We start from the raw sequence: 25,827 nt of genomic DNA, 5'->3' as shown, positions 1-25,827 counted from the left end.
GCTATCACTTAAGTATTTATATTTTACTTTTACCTAATAAAACCGAGCTAATAACAACTGATAATGAACTAAAGACCATTGCCAAACCCGCAATCTCTGGACTTAAAACCAAACCAACTCCGGCAAAAACGCCAGCGGCAATCGGGATGCCTAAAACATTATAAATAAATGCCCAGAATAAGTTGAGTTTTATTCGTTGAAAAGTTTTCCGACTCAACTTGAGTGCACGAACAACTGCTAGTAAATCATTATTCATTAGAACAATGCCACCAGCATCTATTGCCACATCTGTACCGGATCCCATTGCAATTCCAACATTTGCTTGTGTTAATGCGGGCGCATCATTAATACCATCACCGACAAAAGCCACATAGTGTTTTTCTTGCAATTTTTTAATAACATCTGATTTATCGGTGGGTAAGACACCAGCGATTACCCAATTTATGCCGACTTGCTCGGCAATTGACTGTGCTACTTTTTGATTATCACCAGTTAACATTACGGTTTGCAAACCAATTTGCTTAAGCTCACTAATCGCTTCTTTTGCGTTCTTTTTTGGCGCATCTTGAATTGCAATTAAGCCAATGACTTCATTTTGAACTGAAACAGCAACAACCGTTTTAGCTGCTGTCTCTAATCTCTCTGCCTCATTGGCCAGACTTACAGAAATTTTCAAATTAGCAGCAGCTATTAATTTACCAATGTAGACAGATTCAGTCCCAATTTTACCACAAACGCCGCGGCCCTCTAGAACTTGAAAGTCACTAACAACTGCAGGTACTATCTTTTCTTTGTTGGCATAGGTAATAATTGCAGCCGCCAGTGGATGTTCCGATAACTTTTCTAATCCAGCAGCAATTGGCACTACCTGTTGCTTGTTACCAATTAGATCAGTTACTTCAGGTTTACCTTCGGTCAACGTGCCAGTTTTATCAAAAACCATTGTTCCAATATGATTAGCAGCTTCAAGAGTTTCACCATTTTTGATCAAAATTCCCATCTTGGCTCCCCGGCCAGTTCCAACCATTAAAGCAGTTGGCGTAGCCAGGCCTAGGGCACAAGGACAGGCAATTACCATTACAGCAACGGCATAATTAAGTGCAGTTGGAATGTCTTGTCCTAAGAAGACATTCCAAACAACAAAAGTAGCAATAGCAATAATTAATACAGTTGGTACAAAAATATTAGCCACTTTATCGGTTAACTTTTGAATTGGAGCATGACTATTTTGCGCTTTTTTGACAATTGCAATAATTTGAGCAAGCATTGTATCATTACCAACTTTTTCAGCTGTAAAAACAAACGAGCCTGTTTGGTTGATTGTTGCTCCGATTACCTGGTCACCAACTGTCTTTGTCACAGGCATACTTTCACCTGTTATCATTGACTCATCAATATTTGATGAACCTGAAATTATCTTTCCATCAACCGGAATTTTTTCACCAGGTTTTACCTGGATTAAATCATTTTTAACGACTTGACTAACGGGAATTTGGATAAAATCTTGCCCACGTTTAACCAGAGCATTTTTTGCATTTAAGTTAATTAGTTTACTTATAGCACTAGAAGCATTGCTACGCATTTTTTCTTCTAACACTTGACCTAGTAAAACGAATGTAATAACAAAAGCGGCCGTTTCAAAGAAAACCGGTCGCTTAGTCAATATTGCATAAACACTATAAATGTAAGTCGTTAATGTCCCAAGCGCAACCAATGTATCCATGTTGGCATGATGCTTTAAAAAAGCAGCCCAAGCACTTGTGATAAATTGACCAGCAGCAAGAAACATAATAATGCTTGTAAGCACAAACATTGTCCAATTACCACCCGGGAGCATCCAACCCGTGAAGGGATGAATGATCATTTCTAACAACATTGGTATTGATAGGATTAACGACGTCCAAAATCGTGTTGTAATTTTCATATTAAATCTCCCGCAAATTTACTTTACAATAACTTTACCATGAAACATATTCATACTACATTCCCAATCATATTCACCAGGTTTACTGGTATCAATTTCAACTTGTTCAACTTTACCTTGAGGCAATACTTGATTAATTCCAAAATCAGAAAATACAACATGATCCAAACAACTTGCTGAATCTAAACGTTTAAAATTTAAAGTCGCTGGAATGCCCTGCTTTAAAATTACTTTTTCTGGTGAATAGCCACCCTTAACTTCGATATCAATACTTTGTTTATTGGCTGCCATTTTGGCCTGTTTTGTTTGCACATGATGTTGACCAAAAAACCACCAAGCAATAAAAGCGATGCCTGCTAGACCAGTTATTAAAATAATAATTTTAGCCATAATGTACTCTCCTTAGCAAAAGCAGTATTTACATTTGTAAACTAAGTTAAATATACAGGATATGACGACAGATGTAAACAAAATTGTTTATAAAAAAAGCTATTCTTAGTTAGAATAACCTTTTTTAGCTTTAACCCAAATTTTGTAAATAAGCATCAATCTGTTGTAAATAGCTAGCTTTAGCTTCAGGACTAATCCACGCACTCTGGAAAGAATTTCGAGCTATTTGTACAATCTCATCTTCACCCCAACCACATTTTTGACCAAACTTATAATAAACATCATTGATATAATTGCCGCCCTTATATGAAGGATCATCAGAATTAAGACTGATTACAGCACCTTTAGCAAACAATTCCATAATAGCCGTTTGCTCCATATCCTTACGAGTATAATAATAAGCAATTGGACAAGCGGTAATCCCAATTTGTTGACTAATTAAATATTCCATTAAATCCGTATTTTGCACTATACTCATACCATGGTCGAGCCGATTAACTTCAATAATTTCAAGAGCTTGCTTAACATGCTCAACCGAATCAACTTGCTTAGGGTCACAATGCATGGTTAAAAAATATCCTTGTCGCTGTGCCTCATCAAAGACAGTCATAAATTTTAAAGGCGGATTATGGTGTTCAGCTGAATCAAGCCCCACCCCAATAATCCAACCTTTTTCATGATATGGTTTAGCTGATGCTAAAGTTTCCCATGCAGATTGTTTGGAAAGCTCACGTAAAAAACACATGACTAATTGCGTATCAACTCCTAAAGCTTGCGCATCCACAATTGCGGCGTGAATCCCCTCAATCACAGTTTCAAAAGCAATCCCCCTAGTAGTATGAGCTTGAGGATCAAAAAATAACTCAACATGTTTAACATTACTTTGAGCCATCTTTTGTAAAAAGGACCAAGTTACTTCATAAAAGTCTTGTTCAGTACGCAAAACTTTCATACCACGGTAATAGGCCTTCAAGAATTCCGTTAGACCATAACCATAGCTATGATCTATATCAGCCGGTGACTTAGCTTGAATATCAATTTGATTACGTTGCGCACAGGTAAATTCTAATTCTGGTTCAAGCGTTCCTTCAATATGAACATGTAGTTCGGCTTTAGGTAAACCAGCAATAAATTCACGGGTCAATTCTTTATTCATTTGCTCCTCTTTCTTTTTCTTAAATTTATTATTTATACCTAAATAAACATTTAAGCAATCGCTTTTCAGTAAATATAATTAACTTAGCACAAGAAATATAACTACTTATTTCTGATTTAAAAAAATAATATCACTTTGCTTAAAGGTTTACAATAAAAATAAAAACCATTTTTTTGTTCGGTTTACATGCAAAGTTTAATTTAATTAAAAATTAGCACTTGACCGCCATGCAATTCCCTAGTAAAGTGTAATCAATTTAACTTTAATAATTCTAAGTAAGGAGAGTGCACTAAATGTCAAATTGGACAACGAAATTTAATAAAGAAGGTTTAACCTTTGATGACGTCTTATTAATTCCCGCTGAAAGTCACGTTCTACCTAATGAAGTTGATCTTCACACGCAACTAGCACCAAATATTAAGCTAAACATTCCTATTATTAGCGCCGGAATGGATACTGTAACAGAAGGTGCCATGGCAATCGCAATTGCTTTACAAGGTGGGTTGGGAGTCATTCATAAGAACATGTCAATTACAGCTCAAGCCAGTGAAGTTGCCAATGTTAAAAATGTCGTTGTCCCAAATAATTTTACTAAGGCAGCCATTGATCAAAACAATCATCTGCTAGTAGCTGCTGCCGTTGGAGTTACTAGTGATACCTTTGAACGCGCTGCTACTTTACTTGAAAATGGCGCCGATGCAATTGTTATTGATACCGCCCATGGGCATTCAGCAGGTGTTCTTCGCAAAATCAAAGAAATTAGAGAGCATTTCCCTCAAACTACTTTAATTGCTGGCAATATTGCAACTGGTGATGCAGCCAGATCCCTCTTTGATACAGGTGTTGATGTTGTTAAAGTAGGAATTGGCCCGGGCTCAATTTGTACTACTCGGGTAGTTGCTGGGGTTGGCGTACCCCAAATCACTGCTATTTACGACACGTCTACTGCAGCGCGAGAATATCATAAACCAATCATTGCAGATGGTGGTATGCAATATTCTGGCGATATTGTTAAGGCCCTGGCCGCAGGTGGACATGCGGTAATGCTTGGTAGTATGCTTTCAGGCACCACTGAAGCACCCGGGGAAATTTTTGAAAGTAATGGGCAAAAATATAAAGCATACCGCGGGATGGGTTCAGTTAGCGCAATGGCCCAATCTCATGGCTCATCTGACCGTTATTTCCAAGGTGGTGTTAACGAAGCTAATAAACTCGTGCCAGAAGGAGTGGAAGCTCGGGTTGCCTATAAAGGTGATGTTTCGGACATTATTTTTCAAATTCTTGGTGGCTTACGTTCAGGTATGGGCTACGTTGGTGCTGCTTCAATCACTGACTTACGGGAAAATTCACAATTTATACGTATTACTAATGCCGGACTACGTGAATCTCACCCCCATGATGTCCAAATTACTAAAAAAGCACCAAATTATACTAAGTAATTATTGCTAATAAGTTAGACCAGTACAAATAGTCTAAATTTGAATTTCTTAAGAACGCAATAAAATAACCGCTAGTCTCTGAGACTAGCGGTTATTTAGCTAATTAGTCATTTAACATTTTTAATTATCATGTCCATTTTTTTTCGTAATTTTCAAAATTGGTGGCCAGAGAATCAGAGCAACCAACCCGATGGCTAATCCTAACCAAAGTGCAGACGAAGTGGTCAACGTGATACCATGATATTGCGTTTGTAAATTATGCAAAACATTATTACTGTAGAACTGTAAGGCTCCAAAAGAGCCAACAGTAGCTAGCAAAATAGCAATTGATGCCCACCATCTACCAAATAAAACAAGGATAATAGCAATTGCAAAGAGAATAATCAAACCAAAGAAGCAATAATGAAAGATAGCAATAGTTTGGTTAACATCTTTTTTATTCTTTTTAAGGTTATCATTAATGTTATTTATAATTACATAATTTACCGCTTCTTGTACTTTGTTATTAGCCGGTAGCGCTAAATTTTTTGCGGTTAACTCTCCATTTTCGCGATAGGTAACACTAAGGTTATACATACTAACATAAGATATATTTTGGTGGTATTTGCGCGGCAATTGTTCTAGAATTTTATCTTCTACGCCCAATTCCTTAGCCAACCGATATGTACCTTTAAAACTATCATTATCTGATTGGTCAATACTCTTTTGAATAAGTGTTTTAGCCATTTGCGGGACATTAGGTACAGCCATAATTACTGGACTTTCCAGTAACAAAAATCCTGATACACATAACAAAACAGTAAATACCAAACGCATTAAAATACTGCCAAACTTTCTCATTTATAACCTCCTAATTATTAATTTGATTAACAATTGTGTTGACCTGAAGCTAAACAATTACAAGGAACCATTTTAGGTGCATGGGCTTTTTTTAAAATAAGCTCATTTTCAATAGTTGCAATATCACTTTGAGATAGGGGCAGCCCTTTTAGTATTTCAATCAATACCTGACCCTTATGCATATCACACATATGATCCATTAATTGGTTAGTCACCTTAATCATCATTTCAATTTGACTAACTGTCGCCGAATAAGCAAACCGTCGCCCATCTTTGCGCGTTTGTAGTAAGCCCTTCTTGACCAAACGTCCCATTAAAGTCTTGATTGTTGATTCTGACCAATGCTTTTTTGTTTGCAGTTGTTCAATCACGTCACCAGTATGAGTTTCACCAAGGGTCCAAATAATCCGCATTACTTCCCACTCAGCTTCTGAAACATTATGTTCTATCTTTTTTTCTACCATAATAATCAACTCTACTTTATTTTACTACAAAACAAATTTTTTTATTGCTTTGGCAATTCCATTATGATTATTATCAGCAGTTACATAATCAGCTTTATCCTTAATTAATTCGATAGCATTACCCATCGCTATTTTTTTAAAGTTGGGGTTAGAAAACATTGAAATATCATTACCCTGGTCGCCAAAAATCATCACGTCTTTTTGCTGAATTTTAAGGCGATCAGCTAATTGGATTAAAGCATTACCCTTAGAAGCAATCTTGTCATTGATTTCAATGATTTCTGCAAAGCTTCTTACTACATCGTACTTCTTAAATACCCATTCAGGAATATTATTCCATAGTTTGTCCATTTCTTGAAGATCATCAATTAAACTGAAACCAATCTTGTTAAAAGAAAAAGCTTGCGGAATTTCTTCTGGTCGTCTAATTTTAATCATATTGTTAGTAACTGCACCGTTATTTGCCAAGTTAGTTCCTACATCTCGATCACAAGTCCAAAAGCAATCAGGCGTTTCAAAATGTAAATTCACATGAGCTAAACGTTGTAAACGTAACATATTAGTAAAATCTTGATAGCCCATCTTTTGATTCATTAAAATGTTACCAGCTAAGTCTTGAATTACTGCACCATTAAAAACAATGTCATATTGGTCTTTTCCCATTAATTCTAATTGTTGATTATAGGGCATTGCACCAGATAAAGGACGACCTGTTGCTAAAACAACTTTAATTCCCTGACGACTTACCTGCTTTAACACTCTTTCAGTTTCAGGTAAGATTTGATTATTACTTGTGAGCAAAGTTCCATCCAAATCAACTGCAATTATTTTAATTGCCAAAATTTTTTCCTCCCACTTCTTAGCATTATTAGCTTCATTATACAAAAAGTCGTAATTACTTACGACCTTTTCTTTTTATTTAGATATACTTTATTCTACGGTAACACTTTTAGCTAAGTTTCTTGGTTTATCAACATCTAGTCCTTTTATTTTAGAAGTATAGTAGGCAAATAACTGTGCCGCTACAACAGAAATAAGTGGACTTAAATAATAATTAAGATTAGTCAAAACGATATCATCATTAGTTTTAGCCAAACTTTGACTAGCAATAGTAATTACTTTTGCCCCTCTGGCAATAACTTCTTGAATGTTTCCGCGCATTAAATCTGCAGTTAATGGATCATTGATTAATGCAATTACCGGCGTACCGGGTTCAATTAATGAAATCGTACCGTGCTTTAATTCTGCAGCTGCAAAACCTTCTGTTTGAATATACGAAACTTCTTTTAATTTTAATGCTGCTTCTAAAGCAACAGGGTAATCAATTCCCCGTCCAATATAAAATGCGCTACGCGATGGTACTAAATATTTTCGGGCTAGTTGAGCAATTTTATCTTGGGTCGAAAGAACCTGCTCAATTCCTTCAGCAGCCAAGGCAAGGTTTTCTTTTAACAAGAAATCTTTCGCTCTTTTTTTAGCTAACTTCTCACCTACAGCCTTAGCCAAAATGGCTTCAACTGTAATTTGGGCAATGTAAGCTTTAGTTGAAGCTACTGCAATTTCTGGCCCCGCCTCGAGCGACATTGCATAATTAGCTTCACGGGCTAGAGTTGAATTGGGAACATTAGTCAAAGTTAAACAAGGAATTTTACGCTTTATTGCTTCCTGCAAAACCACCCGAGAATCAGCCGTTTCTCCAGATTGCGAAAGAAAAATAAAGAAAGGATGCTGCGATAAGATTGGAAAATGATATCCTGCTTCTGAAGCAAAAGCAACTTCGGTCGGTATCTCTGTCAATTCTTCAATAATTTCTTTGCCAACTAGACCTGCATGATAGCTTGTACCTGCAGCAAAAATATAAATACGATCAGCACGAGATAGACCAGTGGTAATTTTCGGATCAACTTGAGGTGTACCAGACTGATCGAGATAAGTTTGTGCCAAATGATGTAAAACAGTTGGTTGTTCACAAATTTCTTTTAACATATAAAATTCGTAAGTTCCCTTACTTGCAGCATTAGGGTCAATATTAACTTGATATGACTGATGTGCCACCGCTTTTCCATCAAGTGTTTCTAATTTATAGTTATTTTTAGTAATATCGCCAACTTCACCATCTTGGATATCGATAAAAGTTTTTGTTTGATCCAAAACTGAAAGAGCATCTGAAGCTATAATATTAAAATTATGGCCTAAACCTAACATTAACGGCGACTTGTTTTTAGCGATATAGATATGATCAGGATATTTATTATCAACTAATAAAATTGCATATGAACCCTTAATTAAATTCAAAGCTTGTTTTAGTGCACTAAAGGTATCTAACTCCTGTTCTTGAACAATTTTACTGATTAATTGAACAATAACTTCAGTATCCGTATTTGATTTAAAAATTACATTTTTTAAGTATTCATCTTTTATTTCCTGATAATTTTCAATTACCCCATTGTGAACCATATAAAAGCGTTTCGTTTGATCAAATTGAGGATGAGCATTATTATCAGTGGGCTCGCCATGTGTAGCCCAGCGAGTGTGCCCAATTCCTACTAATCCTTGCTCTTTTGTTTGCATTTGCTCTTTTAAATTTTGAATTCTACCGGTAGTCTTAGTCAAATATTCATTACCCGCCAAATCATTCAAATAGATTCCGGCAGAATCATAGCCGCGATACTCTAACTTAGTTAGACCATTTAGCACGATTTCTTTTGCTTCTTTACCTACGAGACCAACAATTCCACACATATTATTCTCCTTTGGTATATTTAATTTTGTTAAATTGGTTTTTTAAATATTAGTTGTAACAAAAGGAATAATAGCTTTTTTATTAAAGTTGGTCAAGCTAAATTATCTAAATTGGTATATACTAAATGAAATATTTTGTATTAATCTAAAAATAAAAAGCAGACCAAACACATTTTCTCAGTGTTTGGTCTGCTTTTTTATCACTTTATAAAATTTAAATACCCATCTCTTTTTCAACTACATCAGTAATTTGCTTTACATAAGCATCGGTTATTTCTTGTGTTGGACCTTCAGCCATTACCCGTAATAATGATTGTGTGCCAGAAGGACGAACCACTACCCGGCCATCTCCCTGCATATCTGCTTCAACTTTCTTAATTACATCAGCAATCGCTTGATGATTTTCCCAACTATGTTTATCAGTAACTGGAACATTTACTAGACATTGAGGATAGTCTTTAAAGTCTTTTAATAACTCAGTCAGTAACTTACCCGTTTTTTTCATTACTAGCATTAACTGTAAACCAGTTAGCATCCCATCCCCAGTATTATGATAATCACTCATAATTACATGACCAGATTGTTCACCACCTAAGTTATAGCCATGCTTTCTCATTTCCTCGGAAACATAGCGATCTCCAACTTGCGTACGTACATTCTTAATACCATGTTTTTCTAAAGCTTTTGTAAATCCCAAGTTGCTCATTACAGTGGTCACAATTGTATCATCCTTCAAGCGTCCACTATCTTCCATGTAAGTACCTAAAATGTACATAATGTGATCACCATCAACTTCGTGACCATTTTCATCTACAGCAATACAACGATCAGCATCGCCATCAAAGGCCAAGCCTAATTGAGCCTTTTGCTTAACCACTTCTTCTTGTAATTTTTCAGTATGCGTTGCACCAACATGGTCATTAATATTTAAGCCATTAGGATGAGTAGCAATGGTCGTAAAGTCAACACCACAATCAGCAAATAAGCGTGAGATTAAACTACTTGCCGCTCCGTTAGCGCCATCAATAACTACTTTAATACCATTGAGATCTTCAGGAATAGTATTTTCAATAAACTGCAGATATTTGGCACTGCCTTCATGAAAATCAGTTACCGAACCCAGTCCCGCAGCTGATGGACGTGGTAAGGCATCTTTTTCATTATCAATTAATTTTTCAATTTCTTCCTCCATCTCATCAGATAATTTTAGGCCATCACTACCAAAAAATTTAATACCATTATCTTCAGCTGGATTATGTGAAGCTGAAATTTGAATGCCAGCATCAGCTCCTTGTGCTCTAACTAAATATGATAGACCTGGAGTAGTAATTACACCAACTTTTAATACTTCAATTCCCACTGAAAGTAATCCTGAAATCAAAGCATATTCAAGCATTTGTCCGGAAGCCCGAGTATCTCTTGAAACTAAGACTTTCGCCTGTTCATTTTTAGTATTCTTAGTTAAGATGTAACCCCCATCACGTCCTAGTTTAAATGCCAGCTCAGGAGATAAATCTCGATTAGCTACGCCACGAACACCATCTGTACCAAAATATTTCAACATTTTATAAACAACCTTCCTTATCCATTATTTACCTTTAATTTTTTCATTATTCGTATTCTCGACTTTTAGATCCACACTAACTTGACTCGGATCAGCCTTCACTATACCTTGAGGCAATTTTAACTTCACTAACTTAGTCGTTGAACTGTTAATCTTGCTTAAATCAAGCGGTACTTTCAAGTGTTTCACTTTAGTCAAAGCCTCTTCGGTCCCAAACAAAGTAACATAATTACTTCTAGTACTAATCGAGTATAATTTATTTTGCTTTTCATGCATTGGTTGTAATTCAACTTTTATCATTTTTTGAGCAATTGTGATTGGAATTATTACCTTAGCAGTCGCCGGTTCGATGACTACGTTGAGCTGACGTCCTTTATGATCTTCAGCAATCAAACTGACTTGCCGTTCAAAGGTATGATCAATACCATTAGGTAAAACTACTTTAGCTATTATTTGATCAATCTGGTCAACTTCACTACGAGCACCGGTTACTTCAGCTTCTTGTGGGTAAATGCTAACATCCCCTAACCTATATCCACGGGCGACTGCTCCCTTATTATACTCTGTTTGTATAGGCATTGTGGTAGATTTTCGTCGTTGAATATTCACATTTACTGTTTTAGGATTAACAGAATATGATACCTGTTTACTCATTCCCGTAATCTTTATTTTAACCGTATGCCGACCAATATTTTTATTAGTTAAATCAATATATGCTCGAAAGTTTTGGGTATTGACCATTGATGTAACTAAAGCCGTCGAGCCTTCTAAAGTAACACTAACTTTTTCAGGATAACCAATCACATAATACTTATCAGTGTCAACCGAAACTTGCAAAGGAACTTTAATAGTTTGCGTTTTATTAGCAGTTTGTTTAGTCCGTTCAGGTTCTCCCTGTGTCCAAAATCCACTTTGAGTATAATTTACATAAATTACCAGTAAAATAGCAATTAAGAGTGAAACTAAACGAATGAACCATGCCTTGCGCCAAAATTCTTTCATCGGTCAGCACCCCATTTCCAAATTTTACGCAAAGCCTTTTGATACCATTTTTCATTATTATTTTTCTTAGGAACAAGCGCGGCAGTTAAATACTTCATATACTCATCCCGACTAATATCCAAAAGTAGCCGCCCATTACGAGTAATAGTTACGCCACCGGTTTCTTCAGATACTACAATCGTAATTGCATCAGTTACTTCCGAAATACCTACAGCAGCTCTGTGTCTAGTACCAAGTCTTTTAGGAATCATCGTACTATCTGATAAAGGTAAATAAGCCGCTGCGACCGCAATTTCATGGTCTTGATTAATAATTACTGCCCCATCATGTAGTGGAGTATTAGGAATAAAAATATTAATTAATAATTCACCTGTAACACGAGCATCTAAATTAATTCCTGTTTCGATATAATCATCAAGTCCAGTCTCTTGTTGCAAGGTAATTAAGGCGCCAATCCGCCTTTTAGACATGTACTGGATAGCCTTATCAAGTTCATTAATAAACCTAAGCGATTCATTACGCTCGCTATCTTCGCGCTCACCAAAAATTGGTAATCGTCCTAAATGCTCAAGTCCACGACGTATTTCAGGTTGAAAAATAATAATGATACCAATGACTGACCAAGAAACAATTTGATCTATCAACCACGTTGTAGTGTGCAGCTGTAAAACACCTGCAATAATGCGGACAATAAAAATTAAGACGATACCCTTGGCTAGTTGAACTGCCTTAGTACCCCTAATTAAAATAACCAAATGATAAACTAAGAACCAAATGATTAATACGTCAAGAATAATTGACAAGTTATTCCAAGTAAAGATGTTGCCAACATTAAAATTCATCTCTGCTCCTTTCCACTATTAGAGATTTACTTTTTATTCAGTGGGTTTTCCAATTATTCTAACTTCAGTTTGTAAATCCAGCTTAAACTTTTCCTTAATTACACGTTGAATCAGGTGAATTAAATCCAAATAATCAGTAGCAGTGGCATTGCCTTTATTTACAATAAAACCAGCATGTTTCATGGAATCTTGTGCCCCCCCAATTTGCTTACCTTGTAAGCCAGCTTCAATAATCATTGGGCCCACAAAATGACCTTTTGGTCGTTTAAAAACACTACCACATGACGGATACTCTAGTGGCTGTTTATACTTACGCAAGGCATTTAAATAATTCATATCAGCTAAAATTTTACTTTTGGTGTCCCTTTTTAAAGTAAAATCTACAGCTATTACGATATCACCATTTTCCTGAATAAGTGAGTGTCGGTAAGCAAATTTCATTTCTTCATTAGAATATACTTTAAACTCACCTTTGCGTGTCAAAACTTTTACATTTTTCACTACCGCACAAGTTTCTCCACCATAGGCTCCTGCATTCATAAAGACAGCTCCACCTACACTACCAGGAATCCCAGCGGCAAACTCTAGTCCACTTAAACCATGTTCAGCTGCGGTAAAAGCAGTATCAATTATACGTGCACCAGCTTGAGCTGTTACTTGCTTATCTGTAACTTTAATTTGGTTCATTTTAGTTAAAATAACCACTAAACCATCTATTCCACCATCACGGATAATTAAATTAGATGCATTACCAATTACAGTTAAGGGTATCTCATTTTCAAATGTATAACGTACTAGTTCCTTTAACTCAGTTATGGTTTGAGGAAAAGCTAAATATTCTGCTGGACCACCTGTTTTAGTAAAAGTATATTTGCTTAGCGGAACTTGTTTCTCAATTTTAGTTCCTACTTGTTCTATATTAAATAACTCCACCGTTAAAATCCCCTTTATAATACTTTTTCTATTTTACCGCATTAAGGCATTTGCTTCACTCTATGTTATACTAAAATTAATTATTTAAGGAGAAAAAATGAATTTTATTGCTATGGATTTTGAAACTGCCAATCGGCAGCCTGAAAGTGCTTGTTCTCTGGCACTTGTAATGGTGCGAGATAATAAAATTATCGACCGCTTTTATACCTTGATTAATCCACAAATGCCATTTGACAGTCGTAATATTCAAGTACATGATATTACCGCAGATAAAGTAAAAACGGCACCAACAATGGCTGAAGTCTGGCCTCAAATTAAAGATTTATACCAACCTGGTATGTTAGTGTGTGCACATAACGCTCGTTTCGATACTAATGTCATGCGTAAAAGCTTAGCACGTTATGATATTGCCGAACCGCATTATTTCGTTCTTGATACACTTAAAACTAGTAAGTTATTTGAGCCTGATTTGCCAAACCATAAATTGGATACAGTAGCTAAAGCACTTCAAGTTGAACTATGGCATCATCACAATGCCTTAAGCGACAGTGAAGCTTGTGCCGGAATTTTGATTGCCCAAAATAAGCAATTTGGTGACGAGGCACTTAAGAATTTAGTTGAACAAGTATGAAGGCTAGAAATCGGCCATATTAAAAGAGTTAGCACTGACCAATGCTAACTCTTTTTACTAATAAAATATTTTAAAGCTAAAAATTTAAACTTTAGCTAATGGATTTAAGCTGCACTAAAATATCCGCTAACCATTGTTTAGCACGCTCACCCTGCACTTCAAATTCAACCGTTCTTTTAGTCGAATCCCACTGATCATCAACACGGCGGATAGTCAATTGCAAAGCATACTCTGGTAATTGTGCTTTAATCACTTGGGGCCATTCGATCACAACTAAGCCTGGTTCAGCTAGATAACTGTTTAGATCAATTGAGGACAAATCGTCGTTTTCTAAACGGTAAAAATCCATATGAAAAAAGGGCAGACGTGCCTCGCGATATTCCCGAACAATTGTAAAAGTTGGGCTCTTTACTGGGCGCTTAATTCCAAGGGCACGACCGATTCCTTGCGTTAACGTCGTTTTGCCTGCACCTAAATCACCTTTTAAAAGCAAGAGATCATGTGGCTTAGCTGTCAGAGCGATAGCTGCACCGATTTTATTCATTTCAGCTGCCGAATTTACAGTTAATTTCATCTTACTCACCCTCTGCACTTACTTGAGCAGCAGTTAATATTGCCATATTATATATATCTTGACTACTAGCACCTCTTGAAAGGTCATTAATGGGCTGCGCAATTCCTTGCAAAATTGGCCCTATCGCTGTGAAATTTCCTAACCGCTGCGTCATTTTATAAGCAATATTACCTGACTGTAATTCTGGGAAAATAAAAATATTAGCTCGCCCTTTAAGCGGAGATGTCGGCGCTTTTTTTCTAGCCACTTCAGGTACAAAGGCTGCATCAAATTGCAATTCCCCATCAGCAAGAATATCGGGGTGAGCGTGAGCAAATATTTGATAAGCCTCCGCTGCGCGGTCAACCATAGTCCCCTTAGCTGAACCTTTAGTTGAAAAACTTAAAAAAGCTACCCGTGGTTCAAGGTCAATCATACGTGCAGTGGCAACTGACTGATAGGCAATTTCAGCTAGAGTTTTACTATCAGGTTCAGGATTAATCGCACAATCTGCAAAAATATACCTTTCTGCTCCACGTTCCATAATAAAGCTACCAGAAACTCGCTTCATCCCTGCAGCTGTATGAATTAATTGTAAAGCTGGTCGGACAGTATCGGCTGTAGAATGAGCAACTCCAGAAACCATTCCATCAGCTTTACCTATTTTGACTAGCATTGTTGCATAATAATTAGCATCATTCAGTGCTCGTAACACATCGGCTTCATCCACCTCTTTACCGCGAGCAGCAATGAAGGCTGGTACTAATTCACTAATTGCTGAATCATGCTGATAATCAATAATTTTTGGTTGCGGATAAGTTAACTTGCTGCTCCTAATAGTAGTCATAATCTTTTGGGGATTACCTAATAAGATTGGCTCAACAATTGATCCCGCAGCTAATTTACTGGCTGCTTCCAGAACCTTTTGCTCATTTCCTTCAGGAAACACTAAGCGATATTTTACGCCCGTTTTTTTTAATTTGTCTTCTAACAATGTAAAAATACTCATTTTTCATTCCTTATGCTAAGTCTATCTGTTTAATTTCTGCCGGTAGCTGCCAATCAATGGGACCTGTCCCAAATTTTTTCAAAGCAGCATTACAACGTGAAAATGGTCGGGACCCAAAAAAGCCACGGCTAGCTGACAATGGGCTAGGGTGAGCTGATTTAATCACAAAATTACGATTTTGGTCAATTAAATTAATCTTATTTTGAGCGTATCTTCCCCATAAAATGAAGACCACTTTTCCGCGATCACTAAGTGCTTTAATTGCTGCATCAGTCACCTGCTCCCAACCTTTACCTTGATGACCATTTGCCTGACCCAAAGGCACGGTTAGAACGGCATTAAGCAGTAAAACACCTTGATCAGCCCATTTTTTTAAATAACCATGATTAACTGGCGCACAGCCAACGTCATCATACAATTCACGGTAAATATTAACCAATGATGGCGGTAACGAGATGCCAGGCATTACGGCAAAACTCAGCCCAGTTGCTTGACCAGGGTTATGATATGGATCTTGACCAAGAATTACTACTTTAGTTTTAGTAAAAGGGGTTAATTTAAAAGCGGTAAAAATATGGTACATATCTGGAAAAATTTGCCTAGTTGCATACTCTACTTTTAAAAATTCATGTAACTTATGATATTCATTACTAGCAAATACTGGAGCTAAGACTTGATCCCAGTCATTGCCGATATATTTTTTCATTCTGTAAAACGTCCTCGCTTTCATTAGCTTTTATGGTATCATGAAATTAATTGTTATCGAAAAGAAGCTGAATAATTTTAGCGCTTCTTTAGCAAATATAATCTTAATAGACAGAATATTTATTACCTTATAGAATTATTAGGAAGGGGAACATTTAACCTTGATTAAATTAGTAGCTTGTGACCTTGACGGAACACTGTTCAATAGTAGTTTAGACATTTCCGGCGAAAATATTGCCGCAATTAAAGCAGCCCAACAAAATAATATTGAATTTTTAATAGCAACTGGCCGCTCACCTAAACAATCACGTCAAGCAATTAGAAAATATGGGTTACAGACCGGTTTTATCAATATTAATGGCGCCTTAGTCTATGATGCTAATGACCAATTACAAGTCAAACATGCCCTTCCTCAATCAAAGGCTAAGCAAATTGTCGCTATTTTAGAACGACATCAACTTTATTATGAACTTGTAACTGCCGATCAAATTTATTCTACGGACACAAGCCAGCGGATTGCTAATTTAGCACGATCATTGATGCAATTAAACGCTGAACTAACTTTTAAAAAGGCCGTAGCAATTGCTGCTGGGAGTAATGCGATGTTAAGCATGAAATTTGTAGCTAATTTTACCGAACTTTTAAATGATCCGCAAATCGAAGTCATGAAAATTATTTCTTTTAATGCTAATGGGCAACAGGCATTTACGCAAGCCAAACAAGAAATTGCTGCCTTAGGCGACCTAGCGATTACTTCTAGCGGTCCCGTCAATATTGAAATCAATGATATTCACGCACAAAAAGGACCAGCTTTACTTGATTATGCTCACAAGAAAAAAATCAAGCGGGAAGAAATTGCAGCTATTGGAGATAATCTAAATGATTTAAGTATGATTCGCGATGCAGGTGTCGGTGTAGCAATGGGCAATGCTGTTCCTAAAATTAAAGAAATAGCCCAAGTAACTACTAAATCAAATGATGATCATGGTGTCGGTTATATATTAAGGAAGTTTATTAGCGCAAATGCTAAGGAATAGGAGTCGTTATGCGCTATTTATTGGAACTCAATCAACAACAAGAATATGGGCAAATTCCTGTCGCCAATGAAAATGGCAAAATTCGCTACATTATTGAAGGTAACTTGAATAATCCTAATCATACCCTATATTTAAAAACGGTAAATGGAACAGAAATTGGCCGCTTATATGCTGATGGCAATGGTCTAATCTCCTCTTTTACAATTGATGTGGTCAATCATTCGCTGGTTAAGGTCAAGCACCTGAATAATAACCTGGCCAATCTTTTTTATATTACAAGGTTAAATTACCTTGTCACTGGTAATATCAAAAATGGACGTTATAAATTTTTAACTGGCGTCAAAAAAATTGCTACTGTTCAAACCACTATGGTTAAGATTGGCGTGGTGCTAACTTGTAAAATTTCACGTCCAGAAGACGTCCCCTTTATCCTCTTATGCGCAACCCTTTTTACTCAATGGCACACAACTCCCTTACGCTTGCCTACCTTTCCACCAATTGGCCCGCGGTATAATGTGAATTTTAACTAATTTACCGCTACAAATAAAAATTAGCTCCATTACAAATTCCGCTCCACAGAGTTACTAAAACTAGGGGCGGATTTGTTTTACTTTCAATTACCTAATAAATATTTTATCTTTAATTTCTTATAATTCGCACAAACAAAAGGGTCTTACTTAAGTAGTAAGACCCTAAATAACTATTTAACTAACTTATTTGTTTTTTGATCTAAGCAAAACCCATTTACTATATTCCATATTCTTGAATTGGTGCTTACCATACTTATCAGCTAATTCCTTAGTACGGAAATATTGTTGGGTAGCTGCACCAACATGTGGATTAGCTTCAAAAATAACAGTTTCCTTTTTGCCATTTAGTTTTTCAGTTCTAGCCGCAAAAGCGAAACCATTATCAATTGACTTTTTACCAACTGGAGTAACAATAATCCAGTCAATGCCGTTTACCTTCTTTTTACTTACACGAACGTACTTATTTAATTCTTTAGCATTCTTAGCTTGCCAATCAGCAGACATTTGCCATGGATACTTATTAGTTCCCTTTAATTTTGCACTTGTAACTGCTTTAGCATATTCACCACTTCTTGGTGACCCTAGTCCAGTTTTATGAAAATCTAATGGCTCCATCCGTAAAAGATCATTACTATACCATTTACCAGCCCACTCTTTAGGGAAGGTATATGACTTACCAAAAGCAACTTTAACTGCTTTAGCTTGTTTACTTGGCTTAACCGTCTTAGCTTGCTTAGCAGCCGCATAAGATGTTTGGGCTTGCATAGCACCTAGGCTAGTAGCAGTAGAAACACCAATTGCAGCAGCTGCCAATACAGTTAAAATTTTATTACTTTTCATTTTTTATCTCCTAATAAATTTTTATTATTCTTAGGATTATACCACAGGTAATTTGCGATACAAGCCAATTGGACCACAAAACTTAGATGTAAGGTTATAGTAAACAAACGGTCATATTAGTAATCAAAAAGATACAATAAAATTACTGGCATTCATAACCTAATTTGCTTAATAGCAGTCATAGCACGCCCTCTTACTTCTTAGACCTATTAAAGACGATATTCACTATAGTATCTTTAGTTATTCATTCCATAGGCATTTGCTTTTCTGCAATATAGTCAACTAGTTTGACATACTGCCCTTTATGTTGAATCGCAATGTACTCTTTTGAGGCATCATAGCCACCAACAAAGTTTAATTTGTAGGGTAACTTCTTGCCGAATTTATTAACAGCTTGAACATTATAATATTTTTGCGTGTTTTTAGGCACCTGAGCATAAGAAATTTCCGTTTTTAATAAAGGGTTAAAATAATCAGTATATTTATTATGAATTAAAAATGGAAAAGTCAATAAAACAGCTAAAGTAGCAATCATTGAACAAAATATTTTTTTCATTTTCAAACCTCACTTTTATTAATTTTGATTTTTTTATTATTTAATTTAATCATGTAATCACATTATCACCAAACATTTGGACCATGTGGTGTCACCATAATTATGGCTACTTAATTTAAAGCCTGTTAATATAGCATTTTCTTAAAAAGAAATTTATCATTATTGAGGCCTTGGTTGCATCTTACAAGCAGCAACTTTATAAAAAAATTAAAAAAAGGAAGCAAAAATATACTTTACTATCTATACTAATTACTTTATTATTGCCCGGTATTTCAATAAAAAAACAGCTATTACACTATGCAATAGCTGTTTTTTTAGATTTTATAACTTAGTCTTGGTAATTAACTAAGTCTAAGTATGAATCTGCTTTTAAGCTGGCTCCGCCAACTAAACCACCATCAATATTTGGCTTAGCCATTAATTCCTTAACGTTAGCAGGATTAACTGAACCACCATATTGAATGCGAACATTTTCAGCAGTTTCATTATCGTATAGATCTCTAACTGTATCGCGAATGGTTTTACACATTTCTTCAGCTTGATCTGATGTTGCAGTTTTACCAGTACCAATAGCCCAAATTGGCTCATAAGCAATTACCAAGCTTGAAACTTGGTCTGCAGTCAAACCATTTAAGGCAGCCTTAATTTGACCAATAACCCATTCTTCTTGCTTATTAGCTTCACGCTTTTCAAGTGATTCACCACAACAAAGAATTGGGGTAATGTTATTGGCAAATAATGCTTTGGCCTTCTTATTAATATCTTCATCAGTTTCGTGGAAATAATCCCGACGTTCTGAATGACCAATAATGCAGTAGTTAATACCCATTTCTTTAAGTACCTTAGGTGAAGTTTCACCCGTAAAAGCACCTTCATTTTCAAAGTAGGCATTTTCTGCACCAATCTGTAAATCAGAACCTTGAGCTGCTTTTTGTAAAGCATCAAGGTCTACAGCTGGAGCACAGATTAAGGATTCAACTTTACTTGCTTGGGGTAACTTATCCTTAACGGCAGTCGCAAATGCAACAGCTTGTTCAGGATTCATATTCAATTTCCAGTTACCAGCAATAATTGGTGTACGCATATCTTAAATTCCTTTCTGAGAACTATTTATCTGAAATGCAGACAATTCCAGGTAATTCCTTACCTTCAAGGTATTCAAGTGAGGCACCACCACCGGTTGAAATGTGGGTGATCTTAGGAGCAATTCCTAATTGTTTAGCAGCTGCAGTTGAGTCACCACCACCAATAATCGTAGTGGCATCAGTTAATTCAGCTAATGACTTACCAACTTCTAAAGTACCTTCGGCAAAGTTTGGCATTTCAAAGGCACCCATTGGTCCATTCCAAACAACTGTCTTAGCATCTTTTAAGATTTCTTTGAACTTTTCAACACTCTTAGGACCAATATCAAGTCCCATCATGTTGTCAGGAATATCATCACCAACAACTTCACGAGCAGCATCATTTGAAAATTCAGTTGCTGCTAAGTTATCAACTGGTAATACAATCTTACCATCAGCATCGTTTAGCAATTGCTTAGCCAAGTCAACCTTATCTGGCTCAAATAATGACTTACCAATGTTATGACCTTGAGCAGCTAAGAAGGTATAAGCCATCCCGCCACCAATTAAAATGTGGTCTGACTTTGGAATTAAATTGGTAATAACATCAATCTTGTCAGAAACTTTCGCTCCACCTAAGATAGTTACAAATGGGTGAACTGGATTAGCTACGGCATCGCCTAAGAATTTAATTTCTTTTTCCATTAAGTAGCCAGCTGCTGCAGGCTTGCCAGCCTTTTTCATAGCTTCGGCAATACCAACGTTTGAAGCATGACTTCTGTGCGCAGTACCAAAAGCATCGTTTACGTACATGTCGCCAAGAGCTGCCCAATATTCACCAAGAGCGGGGTCATTCTTACTTTCACGCTTGCCAAAGTCATTATCAATGTCTTGAAAACGTGTATTTTCAAGAACTACGACATCACCATCTTGCATGTTGTTAATTGCATTTTCAACTTCTTGACCTTCATTTTCAGGTACAAAGGTTACTGGCTTCTTCAATAATTCACTTAAACGTTCAGCAATTGGCTTAAGTGACAATTCTTTTTTATCATCAGCATTCTTTACTCGGCCTAAGTGACTAAGTAAGATAGCCTTACCACCATTATCAATAATATAATTGATGGTAGGAAGGGCGGCAACAATACGGTTGTCATCACCAATCACACCGTCTTTAATTGGCACATTGAAATCAACACGAACTAAAACCTTTTTATCTTTTACATCAAGGTCTGAAACAATTAATTTAGCCATCTATATCCTCCGATAACTTAATTATTTTAATGATAAGAAAAAAGACGGAAGGAAGAATTTCCCTCCGCCTTCTCTTTTACTACTTAATTAATTTAAAAATTAAAGAGTAGCAAATTTCAACAAAGTACGAACCATTTGGCAAGTGAATGAGTATTCATTGTCGTACCAAGCAACAGTCTTAACTAATTGGTTGTCACCAGCAGTGGTTACCATAGTTTGAGTTGGGTCAAAGATTGAACCAGCAGTCATACCAACGATATCACTTGAAACAACTTCATCATCGTTGTAAGCAAATGAGTCACTTTCGTATTTCTTCATTGCTGAGTTAACTTCATCAGCAGTTACATTCTTGTCAAGAATTGAAACTAATTCAGTTAATGAACCGTCAGTAACTGGAACACGTTGTGCGTGACCGTTAACTTTACCGTTCAATTCTGGAACAACAAGACCAATAGCCTTAGCAGCACCAGTTGAATGAGGAATAATGTTAACAGCAGCAGCACGGGCAGCACGCTTGTTACCACCACGAACAGGTCCATCCAAAAGCATTTGAGTTGAAGTGTAAGCGTGGATAGTAGTCATAGTAGCTACTTTAACACCAAATTCTTTTTGCAATGCATCAACCATTGGTGCTAATGAGTTAGTAGTACATGAACCAGCCGAAACAATAGTGTCGCTAGCATCTAAAGTGTCATCGTTTACTGCGTAAACAATAGTCTTCAAGTCGTTGCCAGCAGGAGCTGAAATCAAGACTCTCTTGGCACCAGCATCAAGGTGAGCTTGTGACTTAGCCTTGCTGGTGTAGAAACCAGTACATTCAAGAACAAAGTCAACACCATCGTTCTTAACCCATGGAATGTTTTGAGCTTGTGGCTCAGCGTATACACGGTAGTTTTTACCATCAACAACGATTGAATCTTCAGTAGCTGAAACTTCGTGGTTGAAAGTACCATGAGTTGAGTCATACTTCAATAAGTGAGCCAAAAGTGCTGGAGTAGTCAAGTCGTTAATAGCAACAACTTCAATATCCTTTGACTTTTCGCCTAAATCCATAATGCGACGAAATGCTAAACGACCGATACGGCCAAAGCCGTTAATACCAATTTTAACTGTCATATTCTAAAGTCCTCCTTAGGAACTATGTAAGAACTACATACATCTTTTATTTTAAACGAGAATTATTTCTCCTTTAAAATCTTATTTGAGGCACCTTCATCAGTTATTAGCCAGGTTTGATGAGGTGCATTAGGCATATAAGCATTGATTGCTTTAGCCTTATGGCTACCGCAAGCAAAAGCAAATATGTGGGGTATTTTATTTAGATTCTCGAACTGCAAGCCAACCTGTTGCACGCGGTCGACAATCTTACCTTTGTTATCGAAGAAACACCCAAAACATTCGGTAACGACTCTTTTTTCCCGCAATTCAGATAGCCGCATTGCGTTATAACCTCTGCGTCGAGCCATATCATGAGCAAGTCCAATGCCGTGAATTAAAACATCTGTTTTAGAAATGTCTTCTAAAACATCAGCCACGGTAGATTCACGAATTAGCGATTTATAAGCTGCGGTTGAAACTTGCTCGGGCAAATATAAGGTCTTGTATTTGCCACCAGTTGCCGCAGCCATTTCTTGAACAATTGTATTGCTTTGAATAGCAACATTTTCGCCCAAGGCACCACGACCAGGAACAAACTCTAATTGCCGATTTTTCCCTAAACTTTTAGACAAATTTTTAGCAGATTTAGCAAGTGCTGCCCCACCAAGTACGGTAATAATCGAATGACCTAGTGGTAAAAGCAAGTCAAGCGCTGCATTGAGCTCTTCACCCATTCTTTCAAAAACTAGTTCTTGTAAATCACTATCACCTGGTACAATGATTGTTCGTTCAATGCCCAGTTTACGTGCCAAATCAATTTCGGTTTCGCGTGCATTAAACAAACGGTCAATCAGTGGTGCTGCATCTTGCAGCATCTTCTCGCCCTTCTCTGTCATAAACATGCCAAAATTCTTAATTTCGATTAAACCGAGATCACGAAGATTCTCTGTTTCCGTTCGCACGTTTCTTTCAGAAAGACCTAATGCCTGAGCCACACTTCTGCGACCAACGGGCGCATTCAGCGATATCTGTTCAAGAACAAGATATCTTTGCCGAAAAACTTTTAGTATGTCAGGAACGAGAGCTTCAAGCACTGGAAATTCCGCGTACATCAACTTCTCTCCTTATCTTGGGACGTAAATTGACCCATCAGTTGTCATTTTTTGTCCCGCTTTGCCTAAAAATATAAGAGAAACGTGGACTAATAGATATTAAATCTCCCATTTCTCAATCGACATCTATAGTATAACAACCAATTTTAAATAATTCAAGAAAAACAAAGTTATACAAGATAACCAAGTTCTCCTTGAACTTAATCATACTACAACTTTCTTTTTTAGTGCTAAAAAAAGATTTCATTTTTCCTTCTTTTTCTGCTATAATAGCTAAAGTATTGTTTGGGTCCTTAGTGTAATGGATCGCACGTAAGATTCCGGTTCTTAAAATCTGAGTTCGACTCTCAGGGGACCCATTAAAATAAAAAGCTAAGTATAGAAATACCTACTTAGCTTTTTTATTATTTATTTTTGCCAAAAGTGCCATAGACTTATATTTTGAAAAAAACAGGCTCACACCAATGAGCCTGTTTTTAAACTTAATTAATTTTTCCTGCTGTTAATTCACCTCGTTGGGCAAACTCAACATATAACTTACCCTTATCGGCCGACAAGCCTTCAATTTCACGTTTAACATGTAAATGATGGGTTGCTTGATAAGTACCATTTTCTGCAACTTTAAAAATGTAATCATTAAAGCCAATAAAGAATTGACGGTGCTTTTTATCATAGGTAAAGCCTTGGACGGGCGAGCCATTGCTAATAAAATTACCTTTAGTAGCACCAACTTGAATAGGAGTCCAAGTATCACCTGAACGAGTTACTTTCCAATATTCATAGTAATTATTAGCACCATTATGAAAGAGACAATACATCGTGTTGTCATCCGCAAATGTCGCATTATGAATATAACGAGGTGAGGTACCACTCCAAATACGAAAACTCCAAATTTGATTAATCTTCATGTCAGACTTGCGAATTTGCAATATTTCTTCCGAATTATTTGAATTTCTGGACTTGTTATCGTTGGCAATTACATAAATATAATTCTCTGATGAACCAATCGCTTGGCCATGCCCCAACTTAATATATGGACTGACTTTAATATTAGCTGCATAGTGCTTAAAAGTTGACCACTTAAGTTGCGGTAAATTTTGTGCCTTAAATTTATTTATCTGATTTAAATTATATGAAACAAGGTGTCCATAAGCAGCACTGCTAGAATTAAAAACTGCAACCGTAAAATTAGCGTCCTTAACCGTTATTCCTTCTGGAATTACCCCAACTTGTCCCATCTTATCTGCGGCCTTATTATAGTCAAGGCTGACAAATCGTGGTTGAAATAGTATTGTTTTCAAGGTTAAACCATTACTTCTAAAGGCGTTGGCTCTAGTCTCTAACCTAAAATTATGGGCAGCATTCCAATTACGAGAAGAAGATGGAGAGCTACCTTTCCAAGTCGAAACTTCTTTAGGTCCGTTCATTGGACGTAAACCAGCCCGAGCAATCCCTTCATTCTTATCAGAGCGAACTACAACGTCAACGCTGGCCTTAGCCGAACCATAAGTGTATTCAACTGTCGTCTTACCTGGTGAAGCAGAATTTATACTAGAATGAGAGATTTTTACTTGGTTAAGATCAATGGCTGTTCCTTGAGCATCTGTAACATAATTAATCGCATCTTTAGGATCAAAAGCAAAGGCACTATTTTGGACTAAACTAACATTTTTGGCAACCGATATTTGATTGCAAGCAAAAAAATCTTGTTTTACCCATCCTACCGGCCGCCCATCTACAATAATTTTCCAATACTCTCCTTTTTTAGTAGAAATTGACTGTTTGGACTGAATTTGAGCAAATTTAAAATATTTAGTAGAAGAAAATTTACCGGCAGGTCCCTTCTTTGAAACATGATGGTAAATCGGATAATTTACATTACCAGCAATTTTAGTAACAGCTTTATGATAAGTCTTAGCACTTACAGCTGAATTATTACTTCCAATAAATAAAGCAATAACTAAAATTAAACTTGTAAGAAACGCTAAGTTTTTAATTCTTTTCTTCATTATATACCCACCTTCTAAAACTATATATGTATTTTTGCATAATTATTAATTATAAGCAATAGATGTATTATGTTATCTAATTATTTATTTAAGCTATAAAATGATAGATTTTTTTCTTTGTCTAGTTTAAAAT

25 protein-coding genes are annotated in these 25,827 nt (G+C 36.4%); 4 read left to right on the top strand and 21 right to left on the bottom strand.

Annotation, left to right across the window (positions count from 1 at the left end):
- Positions 1 to 16: 16 nt before the first annotated feature.
- The 3 genes from F5ESL0237_RS02610 to add all read right to left on the bottom strand — a co-directional run bounded on the left by F5ESL0237_RS02610 (position 17) and on the right by add (position 3,470).
- The gene (locus F5ESL0237_RS02610; RefSeq protein ID WP_122024554.1) at positions 17 to 1,924 is read right to left on the bottom strand and encodes a copper-translocating P-type ATPase; all 1,908 of its coding nucleotides are present in this window, start codon (positions 1,922 to 1,924) and stop codon (positions 17 to 19) included.
- An 18-nt stretch (positions 1,925 to 1,942) separates the two neighbouring features.
- Positions 1,943 to 2,314: a cupredoxin domain-containing protein gene (locus tag F5ESL0237_RS02605; RefSeq protein WP_122024553.1), complete on the bottom strand. Its 372-nt coding sequence runs from the start codon at positions 2,312 to 2,314 to the stop codon at positions 1,943 to 1,945.
- 130 nt (positions 2,315 to 2,444) lie between these two features.
- Positions 2,445 to 3,470, bottom strand: coding sequence for an adenosine deaminase (gene add, locus F5ESL0237_RS02600; RefSeq protein WP_122024552.1), 1,026 nt, complete (start codon positions 3,468 to 3,470; stop codon positions 2,445 to 2,447).
- A gap of 293 nt (positions 3,471 to 3,763) precedes the next feature.
- On the opposite strand from add, the gene F5ESL0237_RS02595 reads away from it, so the two are divergent.
- Positions 3,764 to 4,909, top strand: coding sequence for an IMP dehydrogenase (locus tag F5ESL0237_RS02595; RefSeq protein WP_122024551.1), 1,146 nt, complete (start codon positions 3,764 to 3,766; stop codon positions 4,907 to 4,909).
- A gap of 120 nt (positions 4,910 to 5,029) precedes the next feature.
- Here F5ESL0237_RS02595 and F5ESL0237_RS02590 read toward each other — a convergent pair whose 3' ends face one another.
- The 8 genes from F5ESL0237_RS02590 to murB all read right to left on the bottom strand — a co-directional run bounded on the left by F5ESL0237_RS02590 (position 5,030) and on the right by murB (position 13,296).
- Positions 5,030 to 5,749, bottom strand: a complete 720-nt coding sequence (locus tag F5ESL0237_RS02590) for a hypothetical protein (protein ID WP_122024550.1) — start codon at positions 5,747 to 5,749, stop codon at positions 5,030 to 5,032.
- 26 nt (positions 5,750 to 5,775) lie between these two features.
- On the bottom strand, positions 5,776 to 6,213 hold the full coding sequence (locus F5ESL0237_RS02585; protein ID WP_090093134.1) for a CopY/TcrY family copper transport repressor: 438 nt from the start codon (positions 6,211 to 6,213) through the stop codon (positions 5,776 to 5,778).
- Between the two features lie 24 nt (positions 6,214 to 6,237).
- Positions 6,238 to 7,053 carry a Cof-type HAD-IIB family hydrolase gene (locus tag F5ESL0237_RS02580; RefSeq protein ID WP_122024600.1) on the bottom strand — a complete coding sequence of 272 codons (816 nt, stop codon included), beginning with the start codon at positions 7,051 to 7,053 and terminating at the stop codon, positions 6,238 to 6,240.
- A 90-nt stretch (positions 7,054 to 7,143) separates the two neighbouring features.
- Positions 7,144 to 8,955, bottom strand: coding sequence for a glutamine--fructose-6-phosphate transaminase (isomerizing) (gene glmS / locus F5ESL0237_RS02575; RefSeq protein WP_122021500.1), 1,812 nt, complete (start codon positions 8,953 to 8,955; stop codon positions 7,144 to 7,146).
- Positions 8,956 to 9,169: 214 nt separating this feature from the next.
- Positions 9,170 to 10,519, bottom strand: a complete 1,350-nt coding sequence (gene glmM, locus F5ESL0237_RS02570; RefSeq protein WP_122024549.1) for a phosphoglucosamine mutase — start codon at positions 10,517 to 10,519, stop codon at positions 9,170 to 9,172.
- A 24-nt stretch (positions 10,520 to 10,543) separates the two neighbouring features.
- Positions 10,544 to 11,521, bottom strand: coding sequence for a YbbR-like domain-containing protein (locus F5ESL0237_RS02565; protein ID WP_122021499.1), 978 nt, complete (start codon positions 11,519 to 11,521; stop codon positions 10,544 to 10,546).
- On the bottom strand, positions 11,518 to 12,363 hold the full coding sequence (cdaA, locus tag F5ESL0237_RS02560) for a diadenylate cyclase CdaA (protein ID WP_122021498.1): 846 nt from the start codon (positions 12,361 to 12,363) through the stop codon (positions 11,518 to 11,520). Before cdaA ends, F5ESL0237_RS02565 begins: the two co-directional genes overlap by 4 nt.
- 33 nt (positions 12,364 to 12,396) lie before the next feature.
- Entirely contained in the window at positions 12,397 to 13,296 is a 900-nt protein-coding gene (gene murB / locus F5ESL0237_RS02555; RefSeq protein WP_122024548.1) for a UDP-N-acetylmuramate dehydrogenase, read from the bottom strand.
- Between the two features lie 97 nt (positions 13,297 to 13,393).
- Here murB and F5ESL0237_RS02550 point away from each other — a divergent pair, with 97 nt between their 5' ends.
- Positions 13,394 to 13,927, top strand: coding sequence for a 3'-5' exonuclease (locus tag F5ESL0237_RS02550; protein WP_122024547.1), 534 nt, complete (start codon positions 13,394 to 13,396; stop codon positions 13,925 to 13,927).
- 91 nt (positions 13,928 to 14,018) lie between these two features.
- On the opposite strand, the gene tsaE is transcribed toward F5ESL0237_RS02550, so the two are convergent.
- The 3 genes from tsaE to F5ESL0237_RS02535 are packed head-to-tail and all read right to left on the bottom strand — an operon-like array spanning position 14,019 to position 16,195.
- Entirely contained in the window at positions 14,019 to 14,501 is a 483-nt protein-coding gene (tsaE, locus tag F5ESL0237_RS02545) for a tRNA (adenosine(37)-N6)-threonylcarbamoyltransferase complex ATPase subunit type 1 TsaE (protein WP_122024546.1), read from the bottom strand.
- 1 nt (position 14,502) lies between these two features.
- Entirely contained in the window at positions 14,503 to 15,489 is a 987-nt protein-coding gene (pta, locus tag F5ESL0237_RS02540) for a phosphate acetyltransferase (protein ID WP_122024545.1), read from the bottom strand.
- A gap of 10 nt (positions 15,490 to 15,499) precedes the next feature.
- Positions 15,500 to 16,195 (bottom strand): uracil-DNA glycosylase, encoded by a 696-nt coding sequence (locus F5ESL0237_RS02535; RefSeq protein ID WP_090093120.1) that lies wholly within the window; start codon positions 16,193 to 16,195, stop codon positions 15,500 to 15,502.
- Positions 16,196 to 16,355: 160 nt separating this feature from the next.
- On the opposite strand from F5ESL0237_RS02535, the gene F5ESL0237_RS02530 reads away from it, so the two are divergent.
- Both F5ESL0237_RS02530 and F5ESL0237_RS02525 read left to right on the top strand, forming a co-directional pair.
- Positions 16,356 to 17,231 (top strand): Cof-type HAD-IIB family hydrolase, encoded by an 876-nt coding sequence (locus F5ESL0237_RS02530; RefSeq protein ID WP_122024544.1) that lies wholly within the window; start codon positions 16,356 to 16,358, stop codon positions 17,229 to 17,231.
- An 8-nt stretch (positions 17,232 to 17,239) separates the two neighbouring features.
- Entirely contained in the window at positions 17,240 to 17,761 is a 522-nt protein-coding gene (locus F5ESL0237_RS02525; RefSeq protein WP_122024543.1) for a hypothetical protein, read from the top strand.
- A gap of 183 nt (positions 17,762 to 17,944) precedes the next feature.
- Here F5ESL0237_RS02525 and F5ESL0237_RS02520 read toward each other — a convergent pair whose 3' ends face one another.
- The 7 genes from F5ESL0237_RS02520 to F5ESL0237_RS02490 all read right to left on the bottom strand — a co-directional run bounded on the left by F5ESL0237_RS02520 (position 17,945) and on the right by F5ESL0237_RS02490 (position 25,694).
- On the bottom strand, positions 17,945 to 18,601 hold the full coding sequence (locus F5ESL0237_RS02520; protein WP_122024542.1) for a hypothetical protein: 657 nt from the start codon (positions 18,599 to 18,601) through the stop codon (positions 17,945 to 17,947).
- Positions 18,602 to 18,845: 244 nt separating this feature from the next.
- Positions 18,846 to 19,157: a YxeA family protein gene (locus F5ESL0237_RS02515; protein ID WP_122021491.1), complete on the bottom strand. Its 312-nt coding sequence runs from the start codon at positions 19,155 to 19,157 to the stop codon at positions 18,846 to 18,848.
- A 328-nt stretch (positions 19,158 to 19,485) separates the two neighbouring features.
- Complete coding sequence (gene tpiA, locus F5ESL0237_RS02510; RefSeq protein ID WP_122021490.1) at positions 19,486 to 20,241, bottom strand: triose-phosphate isomerase; 756 nt, start codon at positions 20,239 to 20,241, stop codon at positions 19,486 to 19,488.
- Between the two features lie 22 nt (positions 20,242 to 20,263).
- The gene (pgk, locus tag F5ESL0237_RS02505; protein ID WP_122021489.1) at positions 20,264 to 21,475 is read right to left on the bottom strand and encodes a phosphoglycerate kinase; all 1,212 of its coding nucleotides are present in this window, start codon (positions 21,473 to 21,475) and stop codon (positions 20,264 to 20,266) included.
- A 99-nt stretch (positions 21,476 to 21,574) separates the two neighbouring features.
- Positions 21,575 to 22,591: a type I glyceraldehyde-3-phosphate dehydrogenase gene (gene gap, locus F5ESL0237_RS02500; RefSeq protein WP_090093108.1), complete on the bottom strand. Its 1,017-nt coding sequence runs from the start codon at positions 22,589 to 22,591 to the stop codon at positions 21,575 to 21,577.
- 62 nt (positions 22,592 to 22,653) lie between these two features.
- Positions 22,654 to 23,685 (bottom strand): sugar-binding transcriptional regulator, encoded by a 1,032-nt coding sequence (locus tag F5ESL0237_RS02495; protein ID WP_122024541.1) that lies wholly within the window; start codon positions 23,683 to 23,685, stop codon positions 22,654 to 22,656.
- A 482-nt stretch (positions 23,686 to 24,167) separates the two neighbouring features.
- Positions 24,168 to 25,694 carry an SH3-like domain-containing protein gene (locus F5ESL0237_RS02490; protein WP_122021487.1) on the bottom strand — a complete coding sequence of 509 codons (1,527 nt, stop codon included), beginning with the start codon at positions 25,692 to 25,694 and terminating at the stop codon, positions 24,168 to 24,170.
- Between the last annotated feature and the right edge of the window lie 133 nt (positions 25,695 to 25,827).

The sequence above is a fragment of the Lactobacillus sp. ESL0237 genome (assembly GCF_003692985.1).
Taxonomy (GTDB): Bacteria; Bacillota; Bacilli; order Lactobacillales; family Lactobacillaceae; genus Lactobacillus; species Lactobacillus bombicola.
Note: the sequence above shows the minus strand (reverse complement) of the source record. Positions and strands in the feature narration are given on the sequence as shown.

Excerpts from the sequence above, each read along its gene's own strand:
- F5ESL0237_RS02585 (WP_090093134.1), bottom strand. The coding sequence starts at position 6,213 with ATGGTAGAAAAAAAGATAGAACATAATGTTTCAGAAGCTGAGTGGGAA.
- add (WP_122024552.1), bottom strand. The coding sequence starts at position 3,470 with ATGAATAAAGAATTGACCCGTGAATTTATTGCTGGTTTACCTAAAGCC.
- cdaA (WP_122021498.1), bottom strand. The coding sequence starts at position 12,363 with ATGAATTTTAATGTTGGCAACATCTTTACTTGGAATAACTTGTCAATT.
- tsaE (WP_122024546.1), bottom strand. The coding sequence starts at position 14,501 with ATGAAATTAACTGTAAATTCGGCAGCTGAAATGAATAAAATCGGTGCA.
- pta (WP_122024545.1), bottom strand. The coding sequence starts at position 15,489 with ATGAGTATTTTTACATTGTTAGAAGACAAATTAAAAAAAACGGGCGTA.
- gap (WP_090093108.1), bottom strand. The coding sequence starts at position 22,591 with ATGACAGTTAAAATTGGTATTAACGGCTTTGGCCGTATCGGTCGTTTA.
- glmS (WP_122021500.1), bottom strand. The coding sequence starts at position 8,955 with ATGTGTGGAATTGTTGGTCTCGTAGGTAAAGAAGCAAAAGAAATCGTG.
- F5ESL0237_RS02550 (WP_122024547.1), top strand. The coding sequence starts at position 13,394 with ATGAATTTTATTGCTATGGATTTTGAAACTGCCAATCGGCAGCCTGAA.
- F5ESL0237_RS02595 (WP_122024551.1), top strand. The coding sequence starts at position 3,764 with ATGTCAAATTGGACAACGAAATTTAATAAAGAAGGTTTAACCTTTGAT.
- tpiA (WP_122021490.1), bottom strand. The coding sequence starts at position 20,241 with ATGCGTACACCAATTATTGCTGGTAACTGGAAATTGAATATGAATCCT.
- F5ESL0237_RS02565 (WP_122021499.1), bottom strand. The coding sequence starts at position 11,521 with ATGAAAGAATTTTGGCGCAAGGCATGGTTCATTCGTTTAGTTTCACTC.
- F5ESL0237_RS02610 (WP_122024554.1), bottom strand. The coding sequence starts at position 1,924 with ATGAAAATTACAACACGATTTTGGACGTCGTTAATCCTATCAATACCA.
- F5ESL0237_RS02515 (WP_122021491.1), bottom strand. The coding sequence starts at position 19,157 with ATGAAAAAAATATTTTGTTCAATGATTGCTACTTTAGCTGTTTTATTG.
- F5ESL0237_RS02590 (WP_122024550.1), bottom strand. The coding sequence starts at position 5,749 with ATGAGAAAGTTTGGCAGTATTTTAATGCGTTTGGTATTTACTGTTTTG.
- F5ESL0237_RS02495 (WP_122024541.1), bottom strand. The coding sequence starts at position 23,685 with ATGTACGCGGAATTTCCAGTGCTTGAAGCTCTCGTTCCTGACATACTA.
- F5ESL0237_RS02535 (WP_090093120.1), bottom strand. The coding sequence starts at position 16,195 with ATGAAAAAATATATCGGCAATGACTGGGATCAAGTCTTAGCTCCAGTA.
- glmM (WP_122024549.1), bottom strand. The coding sequence starts at position 10,519 with ATGTTGAAATATTTTGGTACAGATGGTGTTCGTGGCGTAGCTAATCGA.
- F5ESL0237_RS02490 (WP_122021487.1), bottom strand. The coding sequence starts at position 25,694 with ATGAAGAAAAGAATTAAAAACTTAGCGTTTCTTACAAGTTTAATTTTA.
- F5ESL0237_RS02520 (WP_122024542.1), bottom strand. The coding sequence starts at position 18,601 with ATGAAAAGTAATAAAATTTTAACTGTATTGGCAGCTGCTGCAATTGGT.
- F5ESL0237_RS02525 (WP_122024543.1), top strand. The coding sequence starts at position 17,240 with ATGCGCTATTTATTGGAACTCAATCAACAACAAGAATATGGGCAAATT.
- pgk (WP_122021489.1), bottom strand. The coding sequence starts at position 21,475 with ATGGCTAAATTAATTGTTTCAGACCTTGATGTAAAAGATAAAAAGGTT.
- F5ESL0237_RS02605 (WP_122024553.1), bottom strand. The coding sequence starts at position 2,314 with ATGGCTAAAATTATTATTTTAATAACTGGTCTAGCAGGCATCGCTTTT.